Origin of the sequence: Aeromonas sp. QDB03, assembly GCF_027707985.1 — a bacterium.
GTDB lineage: Bacteria > Pseudomonadota > Gammaproteobacteria > Enterobacterales > Aeromonadaceae > Aeromonas > Aeromonas hydrophila.
Window position 1 is genome coordinate 318,957 of sequence record NZ_JAPCJG010000002.1, and the last position, 26,835, is coordinate 345,791.

Annotated in this window: 22 protein-coding genes and 2 tRNA genes; 14 read left to right on the forward strand and 10 right to left on the reverse strand. The window is 64.5% G+C overall.

Translation table 11 applies throughout. The annotated features are described in order from the left end of the window. Positions 1-24 precede the first annotated feature (24 nt). A complete protein-coding gene (locus PG900_RS06200; protein WP_016350239.1) occupies positions 25-870 on the reverse strand; it encodes an endonuclease/exonuclease/phosphatase family protein in 846 nt (281 codons plus the stop codon). A gap of 111 nt (positions 871-981) precedes the next feature. On the opposite strand from PG900_RS06200, the gene PG900_RS06205 reads away from it, so the two are divergent. Continuing rightward, positions 982-1,206 (forward strand): hypothetical protein, encoded by a 225-nt coding sequence (locus PG900_RS06205; RefSeq protein ID WP_005299261.1) that lies wholly within the window; start codon positions 982-984, stop codon positions 1,204-1,206. A 6-nt stretch (positions 1,207-1,212) separates the two neighbouring features. On the opposite strand, the gene yciA is transcribed toward PG900_RS06205, so the two are convergent. The 5 genes from yciA to PG900_RS06230 form a co-directional block, all read right to left on the reverse strand. Next, positions 1,213-1,608 (reverse strand): acyl-CoA thioester hydrolase YciA, encoded by a 396-nt coding sequence (yciA, locus tag PG900_RS06210; protein ID WP_005299258.1) that lies wholly within the window; start codon positions 1,606-1,608, stop codon positions 1,213-1,215. Positions 1,609-1,749: 141 nt separating this feature from the next. Further along, the gene (locus PG900_RS06215) at positions 1,750-2,562 is read right to left on the reverse strand and encodes an NAD-dependent epimerase/dehydratase family protein (RefSeq protein WP_270798517.1); all 813 of its coding nucleotides are present in this window, start codon (positions 2,560-2,562) and stop codon (positions 1,750-1,752) included. Positions 2,563-2,820: 258 nt separating this feature from the next. Continuing rightward, positions 2,821-3,819 carry a LacI family DNA-binding transcriptional regulator gene (locus tag PG900_RS06220; RefSeq protein ID WP_024943788.1) on the reverse strand — a complete coding sequence of 333 codons (999 nt, stop codon included), beginning with the start codon at positions 3,817-3,819 and terminating at the stop codon, positions 2,821-2,823. 179 nt (positions 3,820-3,998) lie between these two features. Continuing rightward, positions 3,999-5,915 (reverse strand): transglycosylase SLT domain-containing protein, encoded by a 1,917-nt coding sequence (locus PG900_RS06225; protein WP_270831091.1) that lies wholly within the window; start codon positions 5,913-5,915, stop codon positions 3,999-4,001. An 84-nt stretch (positions 5,916-5,999) separates the two neighbouring features. After that, positions 6,000-8,516, reverse strand: a complete 2,517-nt coding sequence (locus PG900_RS06230; RefSeq protein ID WP_270831092.1) for a putative bifunctional diguanylate cyclase/phosphodiesterase — start codon at positions 8,514-8,516, stop codon at positions 6,000-6,002. A gap of 371 nt (positions 8,517-8,887) precedes the next feature. Here PG900_RS06230 and hpf point away from each other — a divergent pair, with 371 nt between their 5' ends. Then, positions 8,888-9,226, forward strand: coding sequence for a ribosome hibernation-promoting factor, HPF/YfiA family (hpf, locus tag PG900_RS06235; protein WP_011705453.1), 339 nt, complete (start codon positions 8,888-8,890; stop codon positions 9,224-9,226). 81 nt (positions 9,227-9,307) lie between these two features. Here hpf and PG900_RS06240 read toward each other — a convergent pair whose 3' ends face one another. Continuing rightward, positions 9,308-9,823 carry a VC2046/SO_2500 family protein gene (locus PG900_RS06240; protein ID WP_270831093.1) on the reverse strand — a complete coding sequence of 172 codons (516 nt, stop codon included), beginning with the start codon at positions 9,821-9,823 and terminating at the stop codon, positions 9,308-9,310. 125 nt (positions 9,824-9,948) lie between these two features. Between PG900_RS06240 and PG900_RS06245 the strand changes: the two genes are divergently transcribed. Further along, a tRNA-Tyr gene (locus PG900_RS06245) sits at positions 9,949-10,033 on the forward strand. A 51-nt stretch (positions 10,034-10,084) separates the two neighbouring features. Beyond that, positions 10,085-10,169: transfer RNA gene (locus tag PG900_RS06250), tRNA-Tyr, on the forward strand. Positions 10,170-10,316: 147 nt separating this feature from the next. Here the strand turns inward: PG900_RS06250 and tamB are convergent. Together tamB and tamA are read right to left on the reverse strand one after the other, a co-directional pair. Then, positions 10,317-14,102: an autotransporter assembly complex protein TamB gene (gene tamB / locus PG900_RS06255; protein WP_270831094.1), complete on the reverse strand. Its 3,786-nt coding sequence runs from the start codon at positions 14,100-14,102 to the stop codon at positions 10,317-10,319. Positions 14,103-14,316: 214 nt separating this feature from the next. Then, positions 14,317-16,092 (reverse strand): autotransporter assembly complex protein TamA, encoded by a 1,776-nt coding sequence (tamA, locus tag PG900_RS06260; RefSeq protein WP_411608336.1) that lies wholly within the window; start codon positions 16,090-16,092, stop codon positions 14,317-14,319. 574 nt (positions 16,093-16,666) lie between these two features. Here tamA and PG900_RS06265 point away from each other — a divergent pair. Beyond that, complete coding sequence (locus PG900_RS06265; RefSeq protein WP_029301378.1) at positions 16,667-17,041, forward strand: hypothetical protein; 375 nt, start codon at positions 16,667-16,669, stop codon at positions 17,039-17,041. 81 nt (positions 17,042-17,122) lie between these two features. Further along, entirely contained in the window at positions 17,123-17,401 is a 279-nt protein-coding gene (locus PG900_RS06270) for a peptidylprolyl isomerase (protein ID WP_011705448.1), read from the forward strand. A gap of 14 nt (positions 17,402-17,415) precedes the next feature. On the opposite strand, the gene PG900_RS06275 is transcribed toward PG900_RS06270, so the two are convergent. Then, on the reverse strand, positions 17,416-17,976 hold the full coding sequence (locus PG900_RS06275) for a peptide-methionine (S)-S-oxide reductase (protein ID WP_029303450.1): 561 nt from the start codon (positions 17,974-17,976) through the stop codon (positions 17,416-17,418). A gap of 51 nt (positions 17,977-18,027) precedes the next feature. Here PG900_RS06275 and PG900_RS06280 point away from each other — a divergent pair, with 51 nt between their 5' ends. From PG900_RS06280 to mltB, 8 genes are all read left to right on the forward strand, one after another. After that, a complete protein-coding gene (locus PG900_RS06280; RefSeq protein WP_270831095.1) occupies positions 18,028-18,702 on the forward strand; it encodes a DUF1499 domain-containing protein in 675 nt (224 codons plus the stop codon). Positions 18,703-18,713: 11 nt separating this feature from the next. After that, the gene (locus tag PG900_RS06285) at positions 18,714-19,295 is read left to right on the forward strand and encodes a carboxymuconolactone decarboxylase family protein (RefSeq protein WP_101148761.1); all 582 of its coding nucleotides are present in this window, start codon (positions 18,714-18,716) and stop codon (positions 19,293-19,295) included. Beyond that, positions 19,295-21,448, forward strand: a complete 2,154-nt coding sequence (locus tag PG900_RS06290; RefSeq protein WP_270831096.1) for an FAD-dependent oxidoreductase — start codon at positions 19,295-19,297, stop codon at positions 21,446-21,448. The genes PG900_RS06285 and PG900_RS06290 overlap by 1 nt, the downstream gene beginning before the upstream one ends. 20 nt (positions 21,449-21,468) lie before the next feature. Next, positions 21,469-22,665, forward strand: coding sequence for an ABC transporter substrate-binding protein (locus PG900_RS06295; protein WP_270831097.1), 1,197 nt, complete (start codon positions 21,469-21,471; stop codon positions 22,663-22,665). Then, positions 22,665-24,341 (forward strand): ABC transporter permease, encoded by a 1,677-nt coding sequence (locus PG900_RS06300; protein WP_270831098.1) that lies wholly within the window; start codon positions 22,665-22,667, stop codon positions 24,339-24,341. Before PG900_RS06295 ends, PG900_RS06300 begins: the two co-directional genes overlap by 1 nt. A gap of 23 nt (positions 24,342-24,364) precedes the next feature. Then, positions 24,365-25,003, forward strand: coding sequence for an ATP-binding cassette domain-containing protein (locus PG900_RS06305; protein ID WP_270831099.1), 639 nt, complete (start codon positions 24,365-24,367; stop codon positions 25,001-25,003). 14 nt (positions 25,004-25,017) lie between these two features. Next, a complete protein-coding gene (locus PG900_RS06310; protein ID WP_045529707.1) occupies positions 25,018-25,620 on the forward strand; it encodes a CDP-alcohol phosphatidyltransferase family protein in 603 nt (200 codons plus the stop codon). A gap of 95 nt (positions 25,621-25,715) precedes the next feature. Next, positions 25,716-26,819 carry a lytic murein transglycosylase B gene (gene mltB, locus PG900_RS06315; RefSeq protein ID WP_011705439.1) on the forward strand — a complete coding sequence of 368 codons (1,104 nt, stop codon included), beginning with the start codon at positions 25,716-25,718 and terminating at the stop codon, positions 26,817-26,819. Positions 26,820-26,835: the final 16 nt, after the last annotated feature.

Here is a 26,835-nt window from a genome sequence, read left to right on the forward strand (position 1 = left end):
GCCACCCTGGTGGCCTGTACGGATTCAGGGAGTGATGGCCTGAGCCGCAAAACGGGCCATGATGGGGTTGTGATCCGAGGCATCGGTCGCCGGGCTGCTCACTTCCACCAGGTCCAGGTTGCGGTAGTAGAGGTGATCGAGCGGTCGGCCGAAGGCGGTCCGGCGCAGATCCGGCACCGGGATCGCCTCCTGCAGCCCCAGTTCGCCCACCAGCTTGTTCAGCCAGAATTCGCGCTTGTCGCTCCAGGTGTTGAAATCCCCGGCCAGAATGACCGGGCCCTGATGGCGATGGATGAGGGCGGTCAGATCGTTGAGCTGCTCGCGAAAGGTCGCCATCCCCAGCTCGAAATTCACCGCATGCAGGTTCACCACCAGCACGCCGTCAGGATCCCCCTGCAAGGGGTAGAGGCTGACCAGACCGGATTTGGGGATGCGCAGCAGCGGCTCGGGGGAGCGCACACCGCACACGAACGCCTGTGGCGTCTTGGCGACCGTCATCACGCCGAAGGAGACACCGCCCTGGGTAAAGGCTTGCAATTGCTGCCACTGGAAATCACCGGCCTTCAGCCATTCCAGCATGTCGGGGCGGGTCGCCGACTCCTGCAGCAGTACCAGATCCTGGGATTTGGCATACTCGTCCAGCCCCTCGCGCCAGTTTTTACGCTGACCCTTGTAGAGATTCCAGACGGTAATGCCGAACTCGCGTGGCAAGGCGGTGGAGGCCAGTGCCACCAGCGGCGGCTTCTGGCAGTTGGCGCCGGGAATGATGCCCTGCGCCGTGACCAGGTGATCCTGATCCGGCACCTCGAAACAGCCGACCAGTCCCAACGTCAGCAGCGACGTACCCAGAATGCGATAACTATTTTTCATTGGCTAACAACCACCTGCCTCTGCATTGTGTCCTGACCATCACAAATGTCATCGCTGCCGACTAGGCTGATAGCTCGTGTCCGGCCCGGCTCCTCCAGAAGGAATTCAACGATGGCGAGACAGCACCAGTACCGCGTGACATTTTATGATCAACAAGGAAATTGTCATCAAGTGGAGCTTTCCACCGTCTATCAGATCAGACGGGATCCCCAGTGCGATCTCTGCCTGTTCGACACCCAGCAGTGCGTCGGCTCGGAAGAGATGCTGGAACGCATGATACGGCAAAAAACCGGGTTTGAGCAGGAAATATCCATCATCAACGCCCGGCTTATCTGAGCCAGATCAGACCGGTACCGGACGGGATTTTCCCTGTTCGTCGATGGCGACATAGGTGAAGATCCCTTCGGTCACGCAGTAGCGCTGGGCCTCGTTTTCACGCAGCACCGGCTTGACCCACACCTCCAGCTTCAGCCGCATGGAGCTGCGACCGATCTTCAGGCAGCGCCCGTAACAGCACACCACGTCGCCCACCTTGACCGGGCTGTGAAAGGTCATGCCCTCGACGGATACGGTACAAATACGTCCTTTTGCCAGCTCCTTGGCCATGATGCCCCCACCTATATCCATCTGGGACATGATCCAGCCCCCGAAGATATCGCCATTGGGGTTGGTATCGGCTGGCATTGCCAGGGTTCTCAGCAACAGTTCCCCATCGGGGTGACGTCTTGTATCTACCATCTTTACCGCTCTCTCTGTATGGATGGCGGCATGATAGGGGGCGAGCCCCCCCTTGGCAAACCTCAATTGCCCGCCGCACCACACCATTGGAGCCACCTGTACCCCACCTCGCTCCCCGCTCTATAGCACCGGGCGGGATACTCAGTGACCCCGGGCCGCCAGCTCGGCAAACCAGTGCGCCGGGTCGGGCCAGCGATAGACAAAACCGAGCTGCTCGCAGATGAGCAGCCCCTCGACGGGGACAAACCGGCCCGCCGGCTCGATAAAGACCGGGACTGGCAGGCCCAGCTGACGTGCGGCAAAGGGGTAGAACTGCTCCCGGCGCGGGTGCACCGGCGCACTCAGGTTGTAGGCATCCCCATCCTTTCCCTGTGCCAGCAACAGCTGACAGGCGGCTACCACGTCATCCAGATGCACCAGGTTCACCGCCTGACCGCCCCCTTCCAGGGTCTTGCCCGCCAGGAAGCGACCGGGATGGCGCTGTGGCCCGTACAGCCCGGCCGGGCGCAGCACCATGGCACAGGGAATACCGGCCCCCATCGCCGCCTGCTCGGCGGCCAGCATCCGCATCCCGCGCTCGTGGGCAGGCATGGGGTGTTCATCCTCCCCCTGCCCCGGCGCCCAGACCGAAGTGGCACTCACGAACAGCAGCCGCTGCACGCCGGCGGTCTGCGCCAGTTCGGCCACCCGCCCGATGGCGGCCGGGTAATCCTCGACCTTGCTCGGCGGCACGCAGATAACCAGCTCACTGCAGCGAAACGGCAGGGCGGTCAGCCCGGTGCCCAGTTGCAGTGGCCAGGCCTGCAACCCCCCTGCCGTCAGCTGTGCGGCTTTCTGGGCCGAGCTGACCGTCACCGCCACCTCGCGGCCCTCGGCCTGCAGCGCCCGGGCCAGCGGCAACCCCAGCCAGCCAGCGCCCACGATCCCCGTCTGGTATTCACTCTCTGTTGTCATGACAAAATCCTGGCAAAAAAAAACGGCCATCCATGATGACCGTCGAAAGTAACGAAGGAAATAGCTGGATTAACCAGTTACCTCCCACAGCGGGAAAATCGGGAGCGCAGGCTCCTAATTCGTGGGGCCTATGCTAGTGGCAGGCAGTCCAAAAAGCTTTGAAGCGGATCACAGTTGAAAAGGATTTCTGAAAACGCTTTCAATTTTTCCGCAAAACAGGGGAGCGACATTGGCCCATTCAGGGCCAATGTCGGCCACTCAGGCGACGGATTCCCGTCTGACCAGCTCGGCCTCGAACTTGAGCTCCAGCCCCTCGGCCGGTTTGTGATCCAGCAGGCTCAGCGCCAGCTCGGCAGCCCGGCCGCCCATCTCCTCGATGGGGTAGCGCACCGTGGTGAGCTTGGGATAGATGTAGCGGGCATAGGGAATGTCATCGAAACCCACCACCGAGATCTGCTGCGGGATCTTGTATCCCCGCTCCAGCAGACAGGAGATGGCCCCCGCCACCATGGCGTCGTTGAAACCGAGCACGGCGGTAAACTCAACCCCCCGATCCAGCAGCTCGCCCATCGCCACGTAACCGCCGTTCTCGTCGGCGAAGGCGCGGCCGATGAGGGCAGGATCAAGCGCGATGCCGGCCCGCTGCAGGGCGTGATGATACCCCGCCATCCGCTGCTGGCCATCGACGAACTCTTCATCGTCCGAGGTGACGAAGGCAATCTTGCGATGGCCCGCATCCAGCAGGTGCTGGCAGGCGGTGGTGATGCCGGCCTGGTTGTCCAGCCAGACGCAGCGATCTTCGGCGCCCGGCACCTGGCGATTGATGAAGACCACCGGGGTGCTGCCCGCCACCAGCTCGCTCAGCTCCTCGTCGGGCAGCGCCTTGCTGTGCAGGATCAGCGCATCGCACTGGCGCTGCAGCAGCGCCTGGATGGCGTGGCGCTCGCGCACCTCGTCGTGGTTGCCGGACATGACGATGGTGAACTTGTCCGCCTTGTCCACCACGCTCTCGATGCCGCGCATCATCTGGGCGAAGAAGGGGCCACCACACAGATCCCCCACCAGCACACCGATGCAGTTGGAGCGCTTGCTGACCAGCGCCTGGGCAAAGCTGTTGGGACGAAAATTGAGTTCCTTCATGGCCGCCATGACGGCCTCACGCTTTTCTGGTGCCACCTGCGCCGTGTTGTTGATGACTCGCGACACAGTTGAAATGGACACATTAGCCAACCGGGAAACGTCTTTAATCGTTGCCACTATCAATTCCTTTGTTGGGGGAGCCTGTCTGTGTTGAACGGGCGATTATAACGAACCTGCCAGACCAAGAGATGGCGCCCGATCACCTGGCAGGTTTCCTTTTGTAACAAAACCTTATGGGATAATAACCATTTTGGGGAGGGAATGGGAATCCGGCTGCCGCCAGGGCGGCAGCCGTCTCAATAAGCGTGACTCAGCTCGCGATCGGACATGAAGCGCAGCGGCTGCTGCAGCTTGTGCTGATAGATGAGATCGAACGACAGCACGTTCTGCACATAGTTGCGCGTCTCCTTGTAGGGGATGCTCTCGACCCAGACATCCATCGGCTTGTCCGCACTCTGATCGCGCCAGCGTTTGACCCGGCCGGGGCCGGCGTTGTAGGCCGCCGCCGCCAGGATCCGGTTGCCGTCGTACACATCCAGCAGCCGCTTGAGATAGGCGCTGCCAAGGCGGATGTTCATGGCGGGATCAAACAGCTGCTGCTCGTTGCGATAGGGCACTCCCAGCTTGCTGGCCGTCTCCTTGGCGGTGGTCGGCATCAGCTGCATCAATCCCCTCGCCCCGACCGGCGACTGTGCCAGCGGGTAGAGCGCGCTCTCCTGCCGGGAAATGGCGTAGAGCAGGCTGGTGTTCATGGTCCGCTCCTGCGCCATCTGGGAGAAGGTGTGCTTGAGCGGCAGCGGGAAGCGTAAATCGAGGGCATCCCAGGCCTCGGCCCGGATGCTGGCCAGAATGGCCAGTTCATGCCAGCCCTGGTTGAGGGCGATGTGGCCGAACTCGAGGCGCTGGGCCACCGGATTGCGATCCATGTTGTGGATCCACTCCGCCCGCGCCGCCGTGATCTCGTTCATGTCGAGCAACTCGCGCACCCGCAGCAGGAAGGGCCAGCGGCTGCTGGCGGTGCGCCAGTCCGGCACCTTCTTCGCCACGCTCTGATTCTTCATCCGATAGGGCACGCCGCTGCGCTGCGCCGCCATGAAGCCGTAGAAGCCACGCAGATTGGCGGTCTCCAGATAGAGATCCCGCGCCGGTTTCTGCTGGCCCTGCACCTCCAGCGAGCGCGCCAGCCAGTAGCGCCAGCGATCCTCCTTCTGCAGGGCCATGGGCATCCGCTTGACCCAGCCGGAGAGCCCTTTCCAGTCCTGCTCCCAGATGGCGAGCCGGGCCCGCAGCTCCAGCAGATCCGGGTCGGCCTGGCGCACCACGGTAGCATCCAGCCAGTTGCGCTGGGCGGTTGAGCGATCCAGCAGCAGCCGTCTGGCTACCGCCCGCTCCACCGGTTTGAGTTCGGCCGCACTCAGCGCAAAACGCGAGCGCAGATAGCCGAGCTGCCCCAGCACCGCTTCCGGCTGCTGGTTGGCATAGCGGGCCAAGCCCAGCAGCAGCAACTTTTTGGAGGGCGCGGCGGTAGTGAAATAGGCCGTGTTCATCGCCTTGGCGGGCTGCTCGAACAGGGTAATCATCTGATCCCCGTACGCCTTCATGCCGCTGCCGAGCTGGGCGCCGAGGTGGCGGATGAGGTTCGGGTTCTCCGCCTCGAAGGCCAAGGTCATGCGGGTCCAGGTCTTCTCCTGGGTGCGCAAGCCGGCCTGTTGCCAGAGCTGGAACAGGGGATCGCAGGCATCGGGGCGGGACTGGCCGCTCAGCCAGAGCTTGCCCGCCTCCTGCAGTGCCTGGCTCTGCTGACCGGTGTAGTAGCGCGCCTGATAGTGCATGCAGAGCAGATCGGTGGAGTTCGGCTTGGCCGGATAGAAGCGCAGGAACTGGGACCATTGCTGGCTCTGGGCCAGATAGGTAAGGTAGCTGCGCTCCAGCCGGTTGGATTGGGGGGTGTCGCCGTGCTCGCGGATGAAGCGGGTCACGTCGTCATACTCCGCCGCCCCGGGCCGAAAGGCCAGCTGGTAGTAATCGAGATAGGGCAACAGCGGATAATGGGTCAAACGGGCACGAATTTGCTGAAAACGGGCCTGATCGTCGGCCCGCACCGCGTCATAAGCCTGGCGATAGAGAGATTGTTCCAGAGTCTGCGCCGCAACCTGCGTCAGCAGCCCCGGCACGCACAGCGCCGATAAAATGATTCCCTGCACGGCTTTCACGAGAGACGTCTCCATTGAGAGGCAATGCCACCGCCCGTTGGCGGTGGTGTCATATTCCCTCATTCTACCCGTTAACCCGAGGGGCTACAGCTCGCCGGCGAGACTATTTTTACCCCCGGCCAGCGGGCTTTCGCTGCGGGCAAGGCGCTGCACGTAGCGCTCCAGATAGGGCACCGGCAGCGGCTTGGAGGCCAGGTAGCCCTGGTAGAAGTGGCAGCCCTGGGCCTGCAGAAACTCCAGCTGCTGACGCGACTCCACCCCTTCCGCCGTCACGTTGAAGCCCATGTGGCGCGCCATGGCGATCACCGCCTCGACGATGGCCATGTTGTCGCCATCGCGCGGGATGTCCTGGATGAAGGAGCGGTCGATCTTGAGCTCGTCCGCCGGCAGCCGCTTGAGGTAGCTCAGCGATGAGTAACCGGCACCGAAGTCATCGATGGCAAAGCTGATGCCGAGCGCCTTGAGCTCGCTCATCTTGCTGATGGTGTCTTCCGCATGACCCAGCACCACGGATTCGGTGATCTCCAGATTCAGGCTGGCGGGATCCATGCCGGTGGAGGCCAGCACGTCGTGGATCCGGTCGACGAAGTCGGTGGCGTGAAACTGCTTGGCACTGACGTTGACCGACAGCTGAGGGATGTGAATGCCGTTCTCCTCCCAGCGCACGTACTGGGCGCAGGCCTCGTACAATACCCAGTTACCGATGTCGACGATAAGGTCCGTCTCCTCGGCGATGGGAATGAACTCGGCGGGCGACACCAGGGCCCGGCCGGGCGGCTGCCAGCGGATCAGCGCCTCGACGCCGATGATGTCGCCCCCCTCCACCATGTGCTGGGGCTGGTAGTAGAGGGTCAGCTCCTGCTGGTTAAGGGCGCTTCGCAGCTCGTTGTGGATAAGCAGCCGGCGATCCGCCTGCAACTGCATGGAGGCATCGAAGAAGCGCCGGGTCTTGCGACCGGCCGACTTGGCCTGATACATGGCGGTGTCCGCCTGCTTGAGCAGATCGTCCACCCCCTGCTCCCGGCCGGGGAAGAGGGTGATGCCGACGCTAGCGCCGATGTGCAGCACCTGACCCGCATGGTTGTAGGGGGCCGCAATCTCGCTGATGAGTCGCTCGGCGATAAGGTCGGCCTGCATCTCCGCCTGCGGGGGGCTCGCCGAGAGCGAGGGCAGCAGCAACACGAACTCGTCACCGCCGAGCCGCGCCAGACAATCCCCCTGCCGTACCAGCCGCTTGAGCCGACTGGCGACCTCCTTGAGCAACCAGTCGCCGGTGGCGTGGCCGAGGGAGTCGTTGATGGTCTTGAAGTGATCCAGATCGATGAACAGCAGGGCGCCGATCAGATAATCGCGACTCGCCTCGCCAAAGGCGTGGGCCAGGGTTTCGTGCAGCTGGCGGCGATTGGGCAGGCCGGTCAGCTCGTCATAGTAGGCGAGATCCTGGATGCGGCGCTCGGCCTCCTTGCGCTCGGAGATATCCTCGAAACAGATGACGAAGTGGCTGATCTCCCCCTTGTCATCCTGCACCGGAGTGACTATTTCCCACTGCGGATAGGGGTAGCCGTCCGCATGCAGCCGTTGGGTCTCCCCCTGCCAGCGGCTCAGGGTGCCGAGCTCGTAGCCAAGCCCCCCCAGCCCGCACCAGAGATCGTTGCCAAGATGCAGGCCGATCACCCGCTGGCTGTCAAAGCCGGTGATCTGGCTGAAGGCGTGGTTGACCCGCAAAATCTTGAAATCGGGGTCGGTGATGATGATCCCTTCATGGGTTTCAAACGCCACGGCAGACAGGCGCAGCTGGGCATCGCTCTGCAGCCGCTCCAGCTCCGCCACCATCCGCATGGAGAAGGTGGTCAGCACCGACCCCAGATTGGGGATCGCGCTCTGATCGGAGAAAAGCAGCGCCAGGTGACCCAGGATCTGGCCGTTGCGATCACACAGCGGCAGGCCGTAGTAGCCCTGCCCCGCCTTGAAACCGGCACAGGAGGGCAGCTCGTTCGCCAGCGGAATGACGCAGGCCTCCCCCGCCAGATAGACCTGCTGGCAGGGCATGCCGTCGAGTTCGTACTCCTTGAGGTCGATGCCGTGGCAGGCCAGCACCTTGAGCCGTCCACTGCCGGTGCGCTCCGCCAGCCAGACCGCGTCCGCCACCAGGATGTGGGCGAGCTGGTTGACCAGGGTATTGAAGAAATCAAGCCCGGTCCGGGCAGAGAGCGCCTGCGCCAGCTGGGTCAACAAGGGGTCTTGCAGCAGCGGCAGTTGCTGGGAGAGATCGGCAGGCAGCTGGGTGCTGCGGGTGGTGTCGAGCGGCGCAATCCAGCCGCAGCACATCTGCTGGGCCGGCACGTACTGGCCGCTCCAGAGCACGTGGCGCACCTCGCCGCCCTCCTCGCAGAGGTGACCGATGAACTGGGCCGGTTGCAGTGAGTGGTAAAGTCTGGCGAGAAAGTCGGCAAAGCCGGCCTCGTCATCTGCCGCCAATTGCCCGAACCAGGGGTGAGGCCCCTCTCCTTGCCAGAGCTGGTAGGAGGCATGATCGGACAGACTCCACTGGGCGTGTTGCCGATCATAAAACCACATCATCTGAGTGGCCTGCTGTTTCATGTACTACTCCAACACCACAACAACCACGTTCAAGCCCTTGACGACTTGGCAGCGCCCACATTCACAGCGCGCACGTCGGCAAGGGCGGTGCGGGGAGAAAGTGCAAAAGATGCGAGACTAAGCGGTGAAAACCGGACATGAGGTCGACATGCGGCGCTGCCACGAAGGGACAGAAACGATCCAAGTTTCTCCATACTGCCTGCCAGTTTCGTGGAGCTCAAGCGCTTTTTGGTGCAGAACGGGAAAAGATCACAATTTATTCCTCCCCTCGGAAGCAAGGCCACAGTTCGTGACGCAGATCACATTTTAATGTTCAGCCATGAGTAATCTGAAGGTGAAGACACAAGCAAGACGACCCGAAGGGGGCCAATATGAAAATCGAAATTACCAGCAAAATCATCGACATCACCCCGGCTATCCGCGAGCGCATTGAATCCCGTTTTGACAAGCTCGAGCGTCTTCAGGTGCCTCTTATCACACCCCATGTGATTGTCTCCAAAGAGCGTCTGATGTTCATCGTTGAAGCCACTGCTGGCATCCCCAACGGCAAGCTGTTTGCCCAGGCAGAACATGAGGACTTGTACGCCGCCATCACCGAACTGGGGCAAAAGCTGGAACGCCAGCTCAACCGCCACACCGAGAAACCCATCGCCCGTCGCGCCGCAGCGGCTGGCAAGGAAGTGCCGCAAGAGGATGAAGCCGACGCCTAAACGGCGCCACGGCACAGTCAACAACGACAAAGGCGGGATCTCCCCGCCTTTTTGCTGCCCGAATACCGGCGTTTGTCTCCTTCAGCAACCACTGAGCCAGTGCAGCCTGGCATCCACCCCCACCTTGAGCGTATCGAGGATCGGCAGCATCAACAGGGGATCGTCACGTCTGGGCTGATCCGCCAGCTTGCCCTGCCAGCGCTCCCGTCCAAGTGGCGAGAGGTTGTCATAGACGGCGGGCTCCAGCGCCGGCGGGGTGCCGAGCAGCGGCGGTGACCGCAGCGCCAACCAGAGCCGCACATCCACCATGGAGCCCCCCTGTTGCAGCCGCTCGTTGAGCAGAGCGGCCTCTTCATCGTTTGCACTGCCCTGCAAGGGCGTGGCTGGCGGCAGCTCAAAGCGGCTGCGCCAGACCCGGCTTTCACCCTTTGCTGGCTGCCTGGGATCGAACCAGGGCTGCTCTTCCACCGCATCGGTCAGCAGGGCCAGATGCAGGCGAAAGTCAGCCCTGTCTCCGTGCTGGAGATCCTGGTTGAGACGTTGCCCCAGCTGGGCCTCGTCCACCAGCCACTGCTCACGAATGGCGCTGGGTAGCATGAGATAACTCTTGGAAACGGTGGTTTCATCCTTTATCGGCCGCAAATACGATCCTTTAAGCAGGAAAAATCCCGCCAAGGGGTTCACAACCCCGGCAGATCTGTTAGTATGCGCCTCGCACTTGTGGAGGGGTTCCCGAGTGGCCAAAGGGATCAGACTGTAAATCTGACGGCTCTGCCTTCGAAGGTTCGAATCCTTCTCCCTCCACCATTTCAAGTGCAGTCACGGCGCCCGTCGTGAACAAAATTGGCAATACCCCGTGGAGGGGTTCCCGAGCGGCCAAAGGGATCAGACTGTAAATCTGACGGCTCTGCCTTCGAAGGTTCGAATCCTTCTCCCTCCACCATCATTCAAGAAAACCCGGCCTCGCGCCGGGTTTTCGCTTTTCAGCATCCCCTCTCTGTTCATCAACATCAACATCAGCGTCAGCCGCATCAATGCCGCCCATAAAAACGGGAGGCTTGTGCCTCCCGTTTTTGTCTCTTCCTGCCCGCTACAGGGTAAAGCGATAGAAGATATCCACCGCCTGGGCCACCCCGCTCATGGCCTGCAGGTAGAGCCTGGGCATCAGCTCGTAGCGCAGCTTGAACTCAGCGATGGGGCTGAACACCCCGACCCCGTACTGGAACTGCAGCCCCGGCAGCAGGTAGGCCGACAGGGTCACCTGGGTGTTGTCGCCACTGCCCGCGGTGTCGAGGGCCACGTCGCTCATGCCGAGGGATTCCCCCAGACTGGAGACCACGCCGTTGGCCTGGCTGACCGCGCCCGCCACCAGCAGGCCGTTGAAACCGCCATCCTCGCCGCTGGTCTGCAGCCCCTTGCCGCGCAGCAGATAGGAGAGCTGCTCGGACTGGGCCAGCTGCGGCTCCGAATAGACGGTGATCTTGGGCTTGCTGGCCGGTCCGGTCACCCGCACCCCCACCTTCACCTTGTCCTCTATGGTATCGGGATCCCGATACGCCTCAATGTTGAGGAACGGCTGATCGAGGGGGCCGGAGAAGAGGATGCGGCCATCCTTGATGATGAGGTTCTGGCCATAGGCCTTGAAACGCCCATCGTTGAGCACCAGCTGGCCATTGCCCGCCAGCGGCCGCGAGGGATCCTGGCGGATGTTGATGCCGCCCCCCACCTTGGTCTTGAGCCCCATCGCCTCCAGCCGCACGTCGTCACCCAGCCGGATGGCCAGCTTGATCGCCATCGGCAGCGGCGCCGCCTTGGGCACCGGCGGCAGATCGTCGTAGACCACGGTCACGTCGTCCGACACCGCCACCGCACTCTCGGGCAGGCTCTTGACCAGGATCCGCGCCCAGGGGATGTCGACCTGGCCGGTGATCCGGGTCTCCTCCCCCAGCGAGATGGCGATGTCCGGAGAGACCCGCACCCGGCCCATGCCCGGATACTGGGCTTCCAGCTCCTTGCCCTGGATGGTGAGGCTGCCAGTGACCGGCAGCTGTGCCCAGCTCAGCCAGCCCCCCAGCGCCAGCGGCCCCTTGCCCACCAGCATGGTGCCGTCCAGCTCGGCCCGGTTGCCTTCAATCTTGAGGCGGGTCACCAGCTTGGAGAGGGTCACCATGTCGGAGTGGGTCTGCACTTCCCCATCCAGCAGGTTGAGCTGGCCAAACAGCAGCGGCGAGGCCAGGGTACCGTCGAAGCGGGCATCGGCCGAGATGACCCCCTGCAGGGAGCGTACCTCGGGGATGAGCGGGGCGAAGGTGGTCAGCTTGAGGTCGTCAAACTTGAGCTGGCCGGAGAGATTGCCACGACCTGACGGATCCCGGATATAGAGCTTGGTGTCGATGTTGCCGATCTGCTCGGAGGCAAAGTCGAGCCGGATCGCCGCCTGCTGGCGCTCGAAGTCCACCCCGAGCTCGAGACGCTGATAGTCGGTCTTGAGCTCGTCGGCCACAAAGATGCCCGGCGTGGTGCGCACGGTGGCGTGCAGGGTCGGCTGATTGCCGCGCCAGCTGGCCCGCCCGTCGGCGGAGAGCACCGCCTGCCAGCGGAAGTTGTCCGGCAGCCAGGGCCGCAGGCGCTTGAGGTCAAACTGGTTGAGGGCAAACTCCAGGCTGCCCTGCTGGGCCGACACCTGGCTGCCCTTGACGCAGAGGCTGGCCCCCTGGGAGCCGAGGCAGAGATCCCCCATGGTCAGCCGTTGACGCGGCAGGTCGAGATCGAGGGCCCAGGGCGCGCTCAGCTCCCAGCGCCGCAGCGGCGTCTTCAACTTGAGCTCGCTGAGGGCGCCGCGCCAACGATCCCCGCGCAGACCGCCGCTCAGCTTGAGGTTGCCCGCCACCGGATCGCCCTTCATGGTGAGCGACAGGGCGTGCTGGTTGAGATCGCCGCTCAGGTTGAGTGCCAGCTGGCTGAGGCTGGTCGCCCCCTGCACCAGACTGGCCACCGTCAGGGCCACTTCCCCTGCCGGCTTGTCACCGACCAGGGCATTGCCCTTGATGGCGATCCCCTTCAGATCGGTGCCGGCATAATAGAGGCGGCTGGCAGCCAGATCTGTGGTGACCCGCGGCGCTTGCTGATTGCCGGTCAGGCGCACCTGCCCCTTGATGTCGCCCTTGAGCCCGGGGTAGAGCCCGGCCAGGTTGGGGGCATTGAGATCCGCATCCAGTTTCCACGCCTGCTGGCTCAGGCTGCCCTTGGCCTGCAGCTGGTTGGGGCCGCTTTGCAGCGCCAGCGCCGGGATGGTCCACTCCAGCTTGTCGTTGCCGCTCGCGCTGCCCTTGATGGCCAGCGGATACTGGTTGAGCTTGCCGTCCACCTTCAGCTCGGGCAGTTGCAGTTGCCAGTGGCCCCCCTCATCGAGCTCGAAACGGCTGGCAATCTTGCCTGCCAGCGCCCCCTTGAGCTCGGGCACCAGCTCGGCCGGGTTGATCCCTTTGAATTCCGTAGTGCCCTGCCAGCGCACCCCCTTGTCCCAGGCGAGCTTGCCGTCCAGCTTGAGCTCCCCCTTGAGGGCGTTGAGCAGCAGGTTGATCTGGTTCAGCTGCGTCAGATCCCCCTTGCCCGTCAGCGCCAGCTTGAAGGGGGGCACGTCCGTGCCCTTGCCGGCGGTATTCAAGGCAAACTGGTAGCCGGAGAGCTTGCCCTTGGCACTCAAACTGCCCTTGTCCAGCCGGTAGCTGGGCTCATCTTTGGCAGGCTTGTGCAGCGGCCACCCCAGGCTCTTCCACTCCAACCCCGCATCAAAGGGCAAGTCGGGGTCGAGGGCCGCCAAGGACCCCTTGAGGCTGGCGGCCACCGGTCCCTTGGCCTGCAGCGCCAATGCCAGCTTGCCCACCGAACCGCCGAGGGTCAGGCTGGCCTGTTGCCCCTGCAGTTCGCCATCCAGCAGCCCCTTGCGGGCCTTGGCATCCAGAGTCAGGGCGAGCGGGTAATCGTCTTTGAGCTGGATCTTGCCCTTGAGCGCCAGATCCGCCATGGCGTGGCGCAGGGAGAGCTCGCGCAGCGCGATGTCGCTCCCCTCGGCACTGGCCGACAGCAGCAGCTTGTCGAGCCCTTCAATCAATTCACCTTGTTTATAGCGAAACGCCGTGACCTGCAATCCCTCCAGCTGGATGGGGAACGGCAGCCGGATGGCGGGCAGCGCGATGGGGGCTGCCTTGGTTGCCTGCTGCGCCTTGCTCTCATCCGCCGGTTTCGCCTTGGCGGTGACAGGCGACTTGGCCGCAGCCTTGTCTTGAGAGCTTGCCTTGGCGGCAGCCGGTTTGGCAGCCTCGGTGGCCTGCGTCTCGGCCAGGGTCACCTTGAGGCCGTCCAGCACGGGCCCCTGCACGATCAGCCCCTTGCGGCTGAGGGTGGCGCCGATGTCGAGGGACTTGAGGCTCACCCCCACCCCGAGCACCGTCACATCGAGATCCGCCACCTGGAGGCTGTCGACCTGAATCTTCAGGGGCAGCGGGTGCCAGACGAAGGGCTCTGACGGTTCTTCCGGGGTCGGTTCGGAGTCGGCCACCTTGACCACCGGGTGGGTGACGTTAAGGGATTTGATCCAGAGCTTGCCCTGCAGCAGCTTGCCCAGATTCCAGTCCAGCACGGCGCGATCCACCGTGACGTCCACCAGCTCGTCCTGCCAGCCGACCCCTTCCAGGGTCCAGCCATAGCCGAGCTGGCCCGCCACCAGTTCCCCCTTGAGGGAAGGCAGGGCGGCCCTGGCCTGCTGCCACAGCCACTTGTTGCCCTGATGGGTGAAGCCCAGCAGGCTGACACCGATGAGCAGCAGGAAGATGAGTCCCATCAGCCAGAGAAAAATACGTTTTACCCAAATCACAGTGCAGACCCCCGCGAAAGACGCAGCCGCAGCGGCCAGAGAAAAATACGTTTTTCCCAGATCACAGTGCAGACCCCCGCGAAAGACGCAGCCACAGCGGCCATAGAAAGATGCGTTTTACCCAGATCACAGCGCAGACCCCCGCGAAAGATGCAGCCGCAGCGGCCGGTCAGGAGAACAGAAGAGAAGAGAAGAGGAATGGAGCACGGCCGGATCATAGTTCAGGCCCCAGCGCGAAGTGGAGTCGCAGCGGCTTCTCCTCCTCGGAAATGCCCACCGCCAGATCGAGCCTGACCTGACCGATGGGGGTCACCCAGCGCACGCCGATCCCGGTGCCTATCTTCCAGGCCTCGCTGTAGTCGACCGTGGCGGTACCGCTGTCGACGAACAGGGCCCCCAGCCACTTGTCGCTGAAACGGTAGTTGTATTCAGCACTGGCGACGCTCACGTAGCGGCCCCCCAGCAACTTGCCGTCACTGCCGCGCGGTGAGATGGTCTCGTAGCCGTAGCCGCGCACCGTCTGGTCACCACCGGTAAAGAAGCGCAGCGAAGGCGGCACCAGCGAGAAGCTGTCCCCTATGATGGCCCCCTGTTCGGCCCGCAGCAGGAAGCGGTGATCCTCCCCCAGGGTACGCAGCCACTTGCTGCGCCCCCACACCCGCACGAAGCTGATGTCGGAGCCCCAGTAGGGATCGGAAAACTCCAGGGTGAGCTGCTGGCGATCGCCCCAGTCGGGCACCAGACCGCCGCGCACCCGCAACCGCGACCAGGAGACGCCGGGGATCAGCAGCAAGCTGTTGCCCTCGTCGGCGCCCTGGGTATAGATCTCGTTCTCCAGCCGGATGAACACGTCCCGGTCCCAGCTCTCCGGCCGCCGCTTCCAGCGGTGCACGCTGAGGGTAGTCAGGTCGGAGCGGGTATCGTTGTTGTCCTTGTATTGATAACCGGCCTGCAGCGAGTAGTAGTCCCGCAGCGGGTTGCCCACCGGGATCTGGTAGTCGAAGCTGAGCTCGGCCTCGGGCTGGGAGACCTTGGCGGTGGCGTTGAGCCGGTGACCGTAGCGGTTGACCCAGGGCTTCTCCCAGGTGGCGCTCATGCGCGGCCCCACGTCGGTGGCATAGCCGATACCCGTTTCAATCTCGTGATCGACCCGGTTGGAGAGGGTCACCTGCACCGGCACCCGGTTGCCCTCGGCCTGGCTGATGAGGGGCTTGATGTCTACCTGCTTGAACAGCTTGGTAGAGGAGACATCCTGCGACATCTCCGCCAGCCGGATCGCCAGATAGGGGTCGCCGCTCTTGATGTTGATGAGCGGGCGGATGAGGCGCAGCGCCTCCGGTGTGGCATCGTAGTGGATCTCGCCGAAGTGGTAGCGCGGACCGGAGCGAAACAGGATGTAGATCTCGGCGGAGCCCTGATCCGGGAACACCTTGACCTGGCTCTTGCTGATCTTGGCGTCGAAGTAGCCGCGGGCCAGCCCCAGGCTGCCCAGATCCGCCTTGATGGATTCGTATTTGCCGTGGTTGAGGGGATCCCCCTCTTTCAGGGGCAGCTTGTCCAACAGCTCGCTGTAGAGCTCATCGCTGCTGGCATCCCCTTCCAGCAGGATGTCGAGACGGGAGATGATGACCGGCTTGCCCGGCTCCACCTCGATGATCACTTTGGCGGGCGCCTTCTTGTCGCGGCTCAGGGTGATCTTGGGCTGATAGTAGCCATAAACCTGCAGCGCCTTTTGCACGCTCTCGGTGATCTTGGCGCGGGCCGGACGGTACTGGCGCTCCTGATAGACCGGCAGGGCGTTGAGGTAGGCCTCGACGTTGTCCTTGTTCTCCCCCTTCAGTCCCTTGATCTGATAGGTGAGTTTGGCCGCCATGGCGGGCGTGACGAACAGCAGCAGACAGAGGCTCAGTCCCAGCGCGCGAAGCCCACGACGAAAGGCCCGTGCGGGCGGTGAGATCCCTGCAGGCAGGGGCGGATTGCATCCTGTCAAACGTCAATTTCCCCGAAGAACATGATTAAAATAATGCGATATTCAGAACGAATATGAGGCTCACTCGATCGCAAACGCGCCTCATCCTAGCATATCCCCGGCCCGACATCAGAGCGGGGTGACACCGAATTTCGCCATATTATTGAAGCCTTTGCCCGCGCAGGCCGCGCATTTTTCACACTTTCCCCCGCAGACTTATGCCACTGCGGGCCAAAAAGGGCAATCCATGACCAACACGGCCATGCCAGATGGCCCCTAGCGGCCCATCCGGCCCGGTATCGCGCCACCCCTTGTTGGCCGATGGGCGCGACATCAACTGTCGGCAACTGGTCAAGATAGCGGCAATTCCCTCTCTCACCGGGCCCGCCAGCTGCATCCTCCTTGCCACTGGGCCGCCCGCCTTGCCCCACTCCCGTAGAGGTAGTGCATTTTATCTTGCAGGATCAAACAGTTGCCATCGCCCAATCAAAGCCTCGTTCAACCCAATCGATTTATCCCGCTGCCCCCCTGCTCACTTCTCGCCCACACTGGGGTCATTGCACCAAGGCTCGCATCCCACCAGAGGAGACACCGCATGCACGCACGCAGCGAACAGATGGCGGACTACATCGCCGACCGACTCGAATTCATCACTTTTCTCGCCTGTTGCAGCGCCCTGCTGGCCCTGCTGACCGGCATGAACGGCCAGCAGGCGCTGGCCTTCACCGCGCTGAACCTGCCGTTCGGGCTCGCCATCCTGCTGGGCATGGCCATGCTGGCACCGCTGCCGGCCCACTGGCGCCTGCCGGGCATCACCTTGCTGCTGGCGGGCAGCGCCCTGGCGACCCTGCAACTGGGGGGCAACTGGCTCAATCCGCTGGCCATCTGGAGCCTGCATGCCCTGCTCGGGCTGGAGATCCTCTGGCAGGCACGGCCCAGAACCCGGCTTGCTGCCCGTGCCCGCAGCTGAATTTGCCATGACGGCTGACGCGCGGCAGGAATTGGAGTACTCTTTGCGCCCCCGATTTGCCCACCGCCGAGGAGCGTCCCGATGAGAAAAGCCTGTGCCCAGCACATCCTGGTCAAGACCGAGAAAGAGTGTCTGGAGATCAAGGAGAAGATTGCCAAGGGAGCCGACTTCGGCCAGATGGCCAAGCGCTTCTCCACCTGCGCCTCCAGCAAGCGCTTCGGCGATCTGGGGGAGTTTTCGAAGGGTGACATGGTCAAGGCGTTTGACGATGCCGTGTTCAAGGGCGAGCTGCTGACCGTGCTCGGCCCGGTGCGCACCAAGTTCGGCTTTCACCTTATCAAGGTGCTCTACCGCAACTGAGTTCAGGGCCCGGTTCAGGGTTCTGGGTTCAACTCCACCGGCCAGCCGCCGCAGCGGCGGGCATAGAAGCCAAAACGCCAGGGATGGCGCGCCGCCCAGTCCTCCATCTCCGGCGCCGGGGTGAACCGGCTCTGCGGCCAGAGCGCAACCCGGCTCGGCCGCCCGTGCAGCGCCTGCCAGCGCGTCAGGCTCACCTGGGCCAAGCGCCACTGATAGTCATCCTTTGGCAGCAGGGCCGGCGCAAATGCCAGGCCACGGTTGCAATACTGGCCGTCGCCATCGCGCCCATCCACCAGCTGCCAAAACACGTTGAGCAGATCGCCATACCCCACCTTGACCGGGTCATAGTCGATGCGCACCGCCTGGCGCCGCGGCGGCACTTCCCGCCAGCTCGACCCCGTCGCCGCCAGCTGACTGACGTAGCCCGGCTCCACCCGGCTGACCCCGGGCAGGGTCTCGTAGACGGCTTCGGCGCGCCACATGTCCCCCGCCGCCAGCACAGCACTGTCCGCCCACAGCGGAACGCTTGGGAAAAGCAGCAGGATTGAGATAAATTTACTAACGTTATCAGTCAATTAAGTTTATCCTTCTGGGCACTTGTCCATCATAACCAGTGGATCCCCGTTATGCCCAGATATTTGTGGTGGCCGCTTCTGGCCTGGTTGCTGCCGCTCGCCGGCGCCCTCGGCAGCCGTGTTCACCTCTGGCCCTGGTGGCTGGGGTTTGCCATCTGCCTGCTCGGGGCCCTCGTCTCCCTCGCCTTGCTGGTTCGCCTGCCCTGGTCTCGCAGCCGCTGCGCCAACGGTTGGGGCGCCGTCCCCCTGCTGTTGCCCCTGGCCTTTGTGGTGCAGGCGCTGCGCACCCCGCTGGTCAACGATGTGAGCACGGACCCCAACAACCCGCCCCAGTTGCGCTGGGCCAGCGAACTCAGAACGGCGCAGGATCTGCCGATTAATCCGGCCCCCTTGAAAGCAGTTGAGGGGAAACCCGGTCCTCTCTTTACCAGCGCCTCCCCGGTCGAGGTGATCACCGAGGCCCACGCCCTGATGGAGCAGCTCGGCTGGCAGGTGCGGCCAAGCCAGGAAGGACTCGAGGCGGTGGTCACCACCGGCTGGTTCGGTTTTCAGGATGACGTGGCGCTGCGGGTCTTTGCCGGGCCCAAGGAGACCCGCATCGACATGCGCTCCGCCTCCCGTCAGGGGCAGAGCGACCTGGGCACCAACCGGGCCCGCATAGAGGAGTTTCTGATCCGCCTCAACGAGCGGCTGGGTCAGGCCTACAAACCCAATTTGAAGCAATAAGAAGGTCATCCATGCGCGTCGAGGTCAAGCCCGATCGGGAATATGCCTGGTTCATCCGCCCCTTTTTCTGGCTGCAAAAACGCAACTACGGCCAGGTGCTCATTCCGGGCAAGTGCTGGGGCCGCTCGCCGCGCCTGTTTGCCGCCGTCGCCACCCTCTATGGCGTCATCAACCGCAAGCGCTCCCCCATCGACCCCGTGCTGCGCTCTCTGGTGACGGTGCGGGTCTCCCAGCTCAACTGGTGCCGCTTTTGCGTCGACATCAACGCCATGACCCTCATAAAGCGCGCAGGCTCCAGCGAGAAGGTAGAGGCGCTCGCCAACTGGCGTGAAAGCCCGCTGTTCGACGAGCGGGAGCGGGCCGTGCTCGACTACACAGAGGCGATGACCGGGCTCGATGGAGTCAGCGATGAGCAGGCCGCCCGCCTCAAGCCCTGGTTCGACGACGACGCCATGGTGGAGCTCACCGGCCTCATCGCCTTCCAGAACATGTCGGCCAAGTTCAACGCCGCCCTCGATATCGCGCCGCAGGGCTTCTGCCAGCTGCCGGTGCAGCCAGTGCGTCCGGCCCAACCGGATAACAAGGACGCCTGATGAGCGGCTCCCGCCTGCTGCTGGTGCTGGTGATGGGCTGCCTCATCGGCGCCTTTTTCGCCTTCGACCTTGGTCACTACCTGAGCCTGCCCCAGCTGCAGGCACGTCAGGCCGAGCTGGCCGCCCTGGTCGACCGCCATTTCGTCAGCGCCGCCCTGCTGTTTGTCGCCGTCTATGTGGTGAGCACCGCCCTCTCCCTGCCCGGCGCCAGCCTGCTCACCCTGGCCGGCAGCGCCGTGTTCGGCGTTGTCTGGGGGCTGCTGCTGGTCTCCTTTGCCAGCAACATTGGCGCGACCCTGGCCTTTCTCAGCGCCCGCTTTCTGCTGCGCGACTGGGTCGAGCGGCGCTTTGGCGACAAGCTGGCCAGCTTGCAGGCCGGCATGAAAAAGGAAGGGGCGCTTTATCTGCTGAGCCTGCGCCTCATCCCCATCTTCCCCTTCTTTCTGGTCAACCTGCTGATGGGGCTAACCCCTATCAGAGTCAGCACCTACTACTGGGTGAGCCAGCTTGGCATGCTGCCCGGCACCTTCGTCTACGTGCTGGCGGGCAGCGAGCTCGCCAACCTCACCAGCACCGGCAATATCCTCTCCCCCGGCCTGATGGTGGCGCTGACCCTGCTCGGGCTGATGCCGGTGCTGCTCAAGGGCCTGCAGCGGCGCCTCGCCCTGCATCGGCTGCACGCCCCCTACCGCAAGCCGACACGCTATGACTACAACCTGCTGGTGATTGGCGCCGGGGCCGGTGGCCTGGTGACCAGCTATATCGCCGCGGCGGTGAAAGCCAAGGTGGCGCTCATCGAGAAGCACAAGATGGGCGGCGATTGCCTCAACAGCGGCTGCGTCCCCTCCAAGGCGCTGATCCGAAGCGCCCGCTTTGCCGCCGAGCAGCGCCGGGCCAGTGAGCTGGGCTTTGGCCCAAGCCAAACCAGCGCCGATTTCGCCGCCGTGATGGAGCGGGTCGCCCGCGTCATCAAGGAGGTCGAACCCCACGATTCGGTAGAGCGCTATGAAGGACTCGGAGTGGAGTGCATCGAAGGGGAGGCGCGGCTGGTCTCCCCCTGGGAGGTGGAGGTGAACGGCCAACGCCTTGCCAGCCGTCATATCGTGCTCGCCACCGGCGCCCGGCCGCTGGTGCCCACGCTGCCGGGCCTTGAGCAGGTGCCTTACCTCACCTCCGACACCCTCTGGCAACTGCGCACTGCGCCGCGCCAGCTGCTGGTGCTGGGCGGCGGCCCCATCGGCTGCGAGCTGGCCCAGAGTTTTGCCCTGCTCGGCATTCCCGTTACCTTGGTGGAGATCTCGGATCAGCTGCTGCCCCGCGAAGAGCGGGAAGTGGCCGAGCTGCTGGCAGAGCAGCTGGCCCGCGATGGCGTGCGGGTGCTCACCGGTTGGCGCGCCGAACGAGCCGACTATCTGCCTGCGGCCGAGGGGGAGCTCTCCATCCGGCTGCAACTGCGCCGAGGCGAAGAAATGCAGGTGGTGGAAGGGGATCAGCTGCTGCTGGCGCTGGGCCGGGTCGCCAACGTCAGCGGCTTCGGGCTCGAAGCGCTGGGAGTGGAGCTGACGCCACGCAGCACGGTGGCGGTCGATGGCTTCCTCGCTACCAACTACCCCAGCATTCTGGCGGTGGGGGACGTAGCGGGCCCTTACCAGCTCACCCATGCCGCCGCCCATCAGGGCTGGTACGCCGCAATCAACGCCCTGTTCAGCCCGTTCAAGCGCTTTCGGGCCGACTATCGGGTCATGCCGGCCGCCATCTACACTACCCCAGAAATAGCCCGGGTCGGCCTCAATCAGAAAGAGGCCAGGGCGCAGGGCATCCCCTTCGAGCTGACCCGCTTCGAGCTGGCCGAGCTGGACAGAGCCATCGCCGACGGCGAGCGTCAGGGCTTTATCGAGGTGCTCACCGTGCCCGGCAAGGATCAGATCCTGGGTGCCACCATAGTGGGCACTCACGCCGGCGAGCGGATCGCCGAGTTCGTGCTCGCCATGCGCCACCGTCTGGGGCTTGGCAAGATCCTCGCCACCATTCACGCCTACCCCACCCTGATGGAGGGGAACAAGTATCTGGCGGGCGAGTGGCGACGGGCCCGTCAGCCCGCCACCCTGCTGGCGCTGCTGACCCGTTATCACCGCTGGCGCCGCGGCGCCTGACCCAACTCCAGGTAACCCAGATGCGACACTCATTGCCCTCGTTCACACAGCTGCTGCGTGCCCTGCCCCTGCTGGCAGGCAGCCTCCTCTTCACCCAGGCCAACGCCGCCGACAACCCGCAGTGGCAGCAGACCCTCGAGGAGGCCAAGGGGCAGACCGTCTACTTCAACGCCTGGGGCGGCAGCCCGGAGATCAACGCCTATCTGGTGTGGGCCGGCCAGGAGCTGGCGCGCGAATACCAGGTCAAACTGGTGCAGGTGAAGGTGGACGACATCGCCCAGAGCGTCAGCCAACTGCTGGCCAACAAGCAGGCCGGCAAGCAGTCCGGCAAGCAAGCTGACGGCCCCATCGACCTGCTCTGGGTCAACGGCGAGAACTTCAAGGCGCTCAAGGAGCAGGGGCTGCTCGGCGCCCCCTTTACCCGGGAGCTGCCCAACATGGCGCTGGTCGACGGCGCCCTGCCGGTGAGTGAGGACTTCACCGTGCCGGTGGAGGGGCTGGAAGCCCCCTGGGGTATCGGCCAGCTCAACCTGATGGTCAACGGCGAAGAGGTCAAACAGCAGCCCACCTCGGCGGCGGCCCTGCTCGCCTGGAGCAAGGCCCACCCCGGCCGCTTCACCTATCCCAAGCCGCCCCAGTTCCACGGCTCCAGCTTCCTCAAGCAGATCTTGCTGGAGCTGACGCCGGACCCCGCCCCCCTCTATCGGGAGGCGACCGATACCGACTTTGCCAGGATTACCGCCCCGCTCTGGACCTGGCTGGATGAGCTGCACCCGACGCTCTGGCGCAATGGCAAACTGTTCCCCACCAGCGCCGCCGAGACCCGCCAGCTGCTCGATGACGGCGAGCTGGCGATGGCCATCAGCTTCAACCCACAGGAGGCGCAGAGCGCGGTGCAAAACGGCACCCTGCCCCCCAGCGTGATGGCGGTGGCCATGACGAAAGGGGCGCTCACCAACAGCCACTTCCTCGCCATCCCCTTCAACGCCAACGCCCGCGCCGGCGCCAAGGTGGTGGCCAACTTCCTGCTGAGCCCCGCCGCCCAGGCGCGCAAGGCCGAGCCCGCCTTCTGGGGCGATCCCAGCGTGCTGCGGGCCGATGCCCTGCCCGCCACCCAGCAGCCGGTGCCGGCGCTGCGCTTCACGGCGGTGGCCGAACCTCACCCCAGCTGGCAGCTCAGGCTGGAAGCGGCCTGGGCCGAGCGCTACGGTCACTGATGAGCCGGTTCGGCCGCTCTTCGCTTGATTGGCGCCCCCTGTTCGCCGCCGGGTGCGCCCTGGTTTTTGGCCTTCCGCTGCTGGCGGGGGGCTGGCAACTGCTGGCTGAGGGGCTGAGTCCGGCTCACCTGCAACGGCTGCTGGCCCAACCGGGCCTGTGGCACTCGGCGCTGCTGAGCCTGTGGATTGGCGCCGCCTCGACCCTGGCCAGTCTGCTGCTGACCACCCTGCTGCTGGCCCACAGCGACAGCCGGGCCGTCGGCTGGCTGCGCCGGCTGCTCTCGCCCTTGCTGGCGCTGCCCCACGTCGCCTTTGCCATCGGCTTTGCCTTTCTGCTCACCCCCTCCGGCTGGTTGCTGCGCCTGCTCTCGCCGACCCTCACCGGGTTCGAGCTGCCCCCCGACTGGCAGACCCTGCGCGATCCCGCCGGGCTCGGGCTCATTCTCGCCCTGACCCTCAAGGAGACTCCCTTCCTGCTGCTGATGGCGCTCGGCGCACAAGACCCCGCCAGGGTGGCGCGCCAGCAGTGGCTGGGGGCGAGCCTCGGCTTCAGCACCCCCCAGATCTGGTGGCGCCTGCTGCTGCCGGCGCTGTGGCCCGCCCTGCGCCTGCCCCTCTATGCGGTAGCCGCCTACGGGGTGGCGGTGGTGGATCTGGCCCAGCTGCTCGGGCCCGATGCCCCCGCTCCGCTGGCTGTGCGCCTGTGGCTCTGGTATCAGGACCCGGATCTGGTCTGGCGCGGCGCCACCGCCAGCGGCGCCCTGTTGCTGCTCGCCATCACGGCGCTGTTGCTGGCTCTGCTGCGGCTGCTGGAGCTGGCCCATCGAACCCTTGGCAAACCCGGCTGGCTCGATGGCCGGCGAGCAAACCCAAGCGCTCTTGGCCGCGCCCTTGCCACCGGCAGCGTGGCGACCCTGATTGCCCTCAATCTGGCGGTGCTGGGGGCCTTGCTGCTCTGGTCGCTGACCCGGCGCTGGCCCTTTCCCGCCCTCTGGCCAAGCCAGTGGAGCGGCCGCCATTGGATCGACCTGCTGCCGACCCTGTCGCCGCTGTTGACCACCAGCATACTGCTGGCACTGGCGAGCGGGGCGATAGCGCTGGTGATGGCGGTGCTGAGTCTGGAGGCGCAGGCGGGCCGCCGCCCCTGGCCACTCTGGCTTATCTGCCTGCCGCTGCTGCTGCCGCAGGCCAGCCTGCTGTTTGGCATTCGGCTCGGGGTGGACTGGTTCAGCCTCGGGTGGGGGGGCGATGGCATCGGCTGGGGCTGGGTGCTCTGGAGCCAGCTGCTGTTTGTCTTTCCCTACGTTTATTTGTGCCTGCACGGCCCCTATCGCCAGTTCGATTCGCGGATCACCCAGAGCGCCCTGCTGCTGGGGGCAACCCCGTGGCGAGCCTGGTGGCAGGTGAAAGGGCCGCTGCTGGCCCGTCCGCTGTTGTTTGCCTTCGGCGTCGGAGCCGCTGTGAGTCTGGCCCAATACCTGCCAACCTTGCTGTTTGGTGCCGGCCGGGTGGTCACCATCACCACCGAGGCAGTGGCCATCGGCAGCGGCCTCAACCGGCGGCTGGCGGGGCTCTACGGCCTGTTGCAACTGCTGCTGCCGCTCGTTATCTATCTGCTGGCGCTCTGGCTGCCGGCCCGACTCAACCCGGCGCTCAAAGGGAGCGGCTCACGATGAACTCTCATGTTGGAAATAGCCATATGCTGAGCACCACGCCTCTTCACCTCTATCTGGAGGAGAACCTGCTGCTCTCGCTGCCCGCCCTGCAGGTGGCGCCGGGCGAGGTATTGACCCTGATGGGGCCCAGCGGCTGTGGCAAGAGCTCGCTGTTGGCGGCGCTGGCGGGGGTATTGCCGGCAAGCGGCCCGATCCGGCTGGAGGGGGACGTGACCCTTGGCGAGCGCCGGCTCACCCAGCTGCCGCCCCAGGCGCGGCGCATCGGCATGCTGTTTCAGGATGATCTGCTGTTCGACCACCTGACGGTGGCGGAGAACCTGATGTTCGGCATGCCGGCCAGCCTGAAGGGGCACGGGGCGCGGTGGGAAAAGGCAGTGGCCGCGCTGGCACAGGTAGATCTGACCAGTCAGGCAGACAAGCTGCCGGGGGCGCTCTCCGGCGGCCAGAAGGCTCGCGTCAGCCTGCTGCGAGCCCTGCTGGCCGAGCCCGAGGCATTGTTGTTGGACGAGCCCTTCTCCCGCCTCGACAAGCCGCTGCGGGCCACCTTTCGCGAACTGGTGTTCGCGCAGATCAAGGCACTGGCCATCCCCGCCATTCTGGTGACCCACGACGAAGATGACGCGCCGGGCACCATACTCCAGCTTACCGAATCCTGTTTTTGACCGAGGAGTTCACCTTGTTTGACCGCCACCTGATCCCCGTTATCCGCAGCCCCCTCACCCGGCTCGCCAGACCGCTCTGCCGCGCCGGGATCAGCGCCAACCAGGTAAGCCTCACCGGCTTTGCCATCGGCATGCTGGCATTGCCGCTGCTGGCCTTTGGCTGCTATCAATGGGCGCTGGCGGCGATCCTGCTCAACCGGCTGCTGGACGGGCTCGACGGCGCCGTGGCGCGGGAAACCGGCATCACCGACTGCGGCGGCTTTCTCGACATCACGCTGGATTTCATTTTTTATGCCGCCGTGGTGCTGGGCTTTGCCCTCGCCGCCCCCGCCAATGCGCTGCCCGCCGCCACCCTGCTGTTTGCCTTCATGGGCACCGGCTCGAGCTTTCTGGCGTTTGCCATCATGGCGGGCAAGCGGGGCATCGACAATCCGGTCTACCACCACAAGTCCCTCTACTATCTGGGCGGCCTCACCGAGGGGAGCGAGACCATCGCCCTGTTCGTGCTGATGTGCCTGTGGCCCGCCGCCTTCGCCCCCCTCGCCTACGGCTTTGCCCTGCTCTGCGCCATCACCACCCTGACCCGGCTCTGGAGCGGTTATCACACCCTGCGTTGAGGCAGGACGGCGGGAGGGGCCCGCTACGGAACACTTGCGCATGGACGACAATGTTTTACCATGGCGACACTCTTTTTCAGGCTCATGAGAACCTTATGCGTCGCCTTGTCTCCGTGCTCACCCTCTCCCTGTTTCCCATGCTCTATGGCTGCAGCAGCACGCCGGCTGCCAAGCCCGTGGTCAAGCCCCAGCCCAACAGCGCCTTCATCAACCAGACGCCGCCGAGCAAACCCTTCTACGGGCAGGTGAGCCAGCCGGGTGTCAGCAAGGGGGACTTCGCCAATCGCGCCAACGTGGACAACTTCGTGCAGCGGATGGTGCAAAAGCACGGCTTCGACGGTGCCGAGCTGCACCGGGTGCTGGCCCAGGCCGAACGCTACGACTGGATCATCCGCCTGATGGATGCCCAGGCCCCCACCACCACGCCGCCCACCGGTCCGACCGGCGCCTGGAATCGTTACCGCGCCAAGTTCATCACCCCGGACAACGTACAGAACGGCGTCAGCTTCTGGCGTGAGTACGAGAACGAGCTCAACCGTGCCCAGCAGGTGTATGGGGTACCGCCGGAGATCATCGTCGGCATCATAGGCGTGGAGACCCGCTGGGGCCGGGTGATGGGCAAGACCCGCATCCTGGATGCGCTGGCGACCCTGGCGTTCGACTACCCGCGCCGGGCCGAGTTCTTCACCAGCGAGCTGGAATCCTTCCTGGTGATGACCCGCGACGAGGGGATGGATCCCACCGAACCCAAGGGCTCCTACGCCGGCGCCATGGGCTACGGCCAGTTCATGCCCTCCAGCTTCCAGCGCTACGCGGTGGACTTCAACGGCAACGGCCACACCAACCTGTGGGATCCGGTGGATGCCATCGGCAGCGTGGCCAACTACTTCAAGGCCCACGGCTGGGAGAAGGGACAGCCGGTGGCGGTGCGCGGTCAGGGCCAGCTGCCCGGCTACGAGCACGGCTTCCAGACCCGCTACCCGGTCGCCTCCCTGCGCCGCGCCGGGCTGACTCCCACCAGCACCCTTGGCAACCACAGCGAGGCGAGCCTGTTGCGCCTCGATGTGGGCACTGGCTATCAGTACTGGTACGGCCTGCCGAACTTCTACACCATTACCCGCTACAACCACAGCACCCACTACGCCATGGCGGTGTGGCAGTTGGGGCTGGCGGTGAAGGATGCCCGCGGCGGTTACTGAGCCAAGATTGAGCGAC

Bases quoted from the DNA above. Each gene is read 5' to 3' on its own strand.
- PG900_RS06200 (WP_016350239.1), bottom strand. From the start codon at position 870: ATGAAAAATAGTTATCGCATTCTGGGTACGTCGCTGCTGACGTTGGGA.
- PG900_RS06205 (WP_005299261.1), top strand. From the start codon at position 982: ATGGCGAGACAGCACCAGTACCGCGTGACATTTTATGATCAACAAGGA.
- yciA (WP_005299258.1), bottom strand. From the start codon at position 1,608: ATGGTAGATACAAGACGTCACCCCGATGGGGAACTGTTGCTGAGAACC.
- PG900_RS06215 (WP_270798517.1), bottom strand. From the start codon at position 2,562: ATGACAACAGAGAGTGAATACCAGACGGGGATCGTGGGCGCTGGCTGG.
- PG900_RS06230 (WP_270831092.1), bottom strand. From the start codon at position 8,516: ATGAAACAGCAGGCCACTCAGATGATGTGGTTTTATGATCGGCAACAC.
- hpf (WP_011705453.1), top strand. From the start codon at position 8,888: ATGAAAATCGAAATTACCAGCAAAATCATCGACATCACCCCGGCTATC.
- PG900_RS06240 (WP_270831093.1), bottom strand. From the start codon at position 9,823: ATGCTACCCAGCGCCATTCGTGAGCAGTGGCTGGTGGACGAGGCCCAG.
- PG900_RS06265 (WP_029301378.1), top strand. From the start codon at position 16,667: ATGCACGCACGCAGCGAACAGATGGCGGACTACATCGCCGACCGACTC.
- PG900_RS06270 (WP_011705448.1), top strand. From the start codon at position 17,123: ATGAGAAAAGCCTGTGCCCAGCACATCCTGGTCAAGACCGAGAAAGAG.
- PG900_RS06280 (WP_270831095.1), top strand. From the start codon at position 18,028: ATGCCCAGATATTTGTGGTGGCCGCTTCTGGCCTGGTTGCTGCCGCTC.
- PG900_RS06285 (WP_101148761.1), top strand. From the start codon at position 18,714: ATGCGCGTCGAGGTCAAGCCCGATCGGGAATATGCCTGGTTCATCCGC.
- PG900_RS06290 (WP_270831096.1), top strand. From the start codon at position 19,295: ATGAGCGGCTCCCGCCTGCTGCTGGTGCTGGTGATGGGCTGCCTCATC.
- PG900_RS06295 (WP_270831097.1), top strand. From the start codon at position 21,469: ATGCGACACTCATTGCCCTCGTTCACACAGCTGCTGCGTGCCCTGCCC.
- PG900_RS06300 (WP_270831098.1), top strand. From the start codon at position 22,665: ATGAGCCGGTTCGGCCGCTCTTCGCTTGATTGGCGCCCCCTGTTCGCC.
- PG900_RS06305 (WP_270831099.1), top strand. From the start codon at position 24,365: ATGCTGAGCACCACGCCTCTTCACCTCTATCTGGAGGAGAACCTGCTG.
- mltB (WP_011705439.1), top strand. From the start codon at position 25,716: ATGCGTCGCCTTGTCTCCGTGCTCACCCTCTCCCTGTTTCCCATGCTC.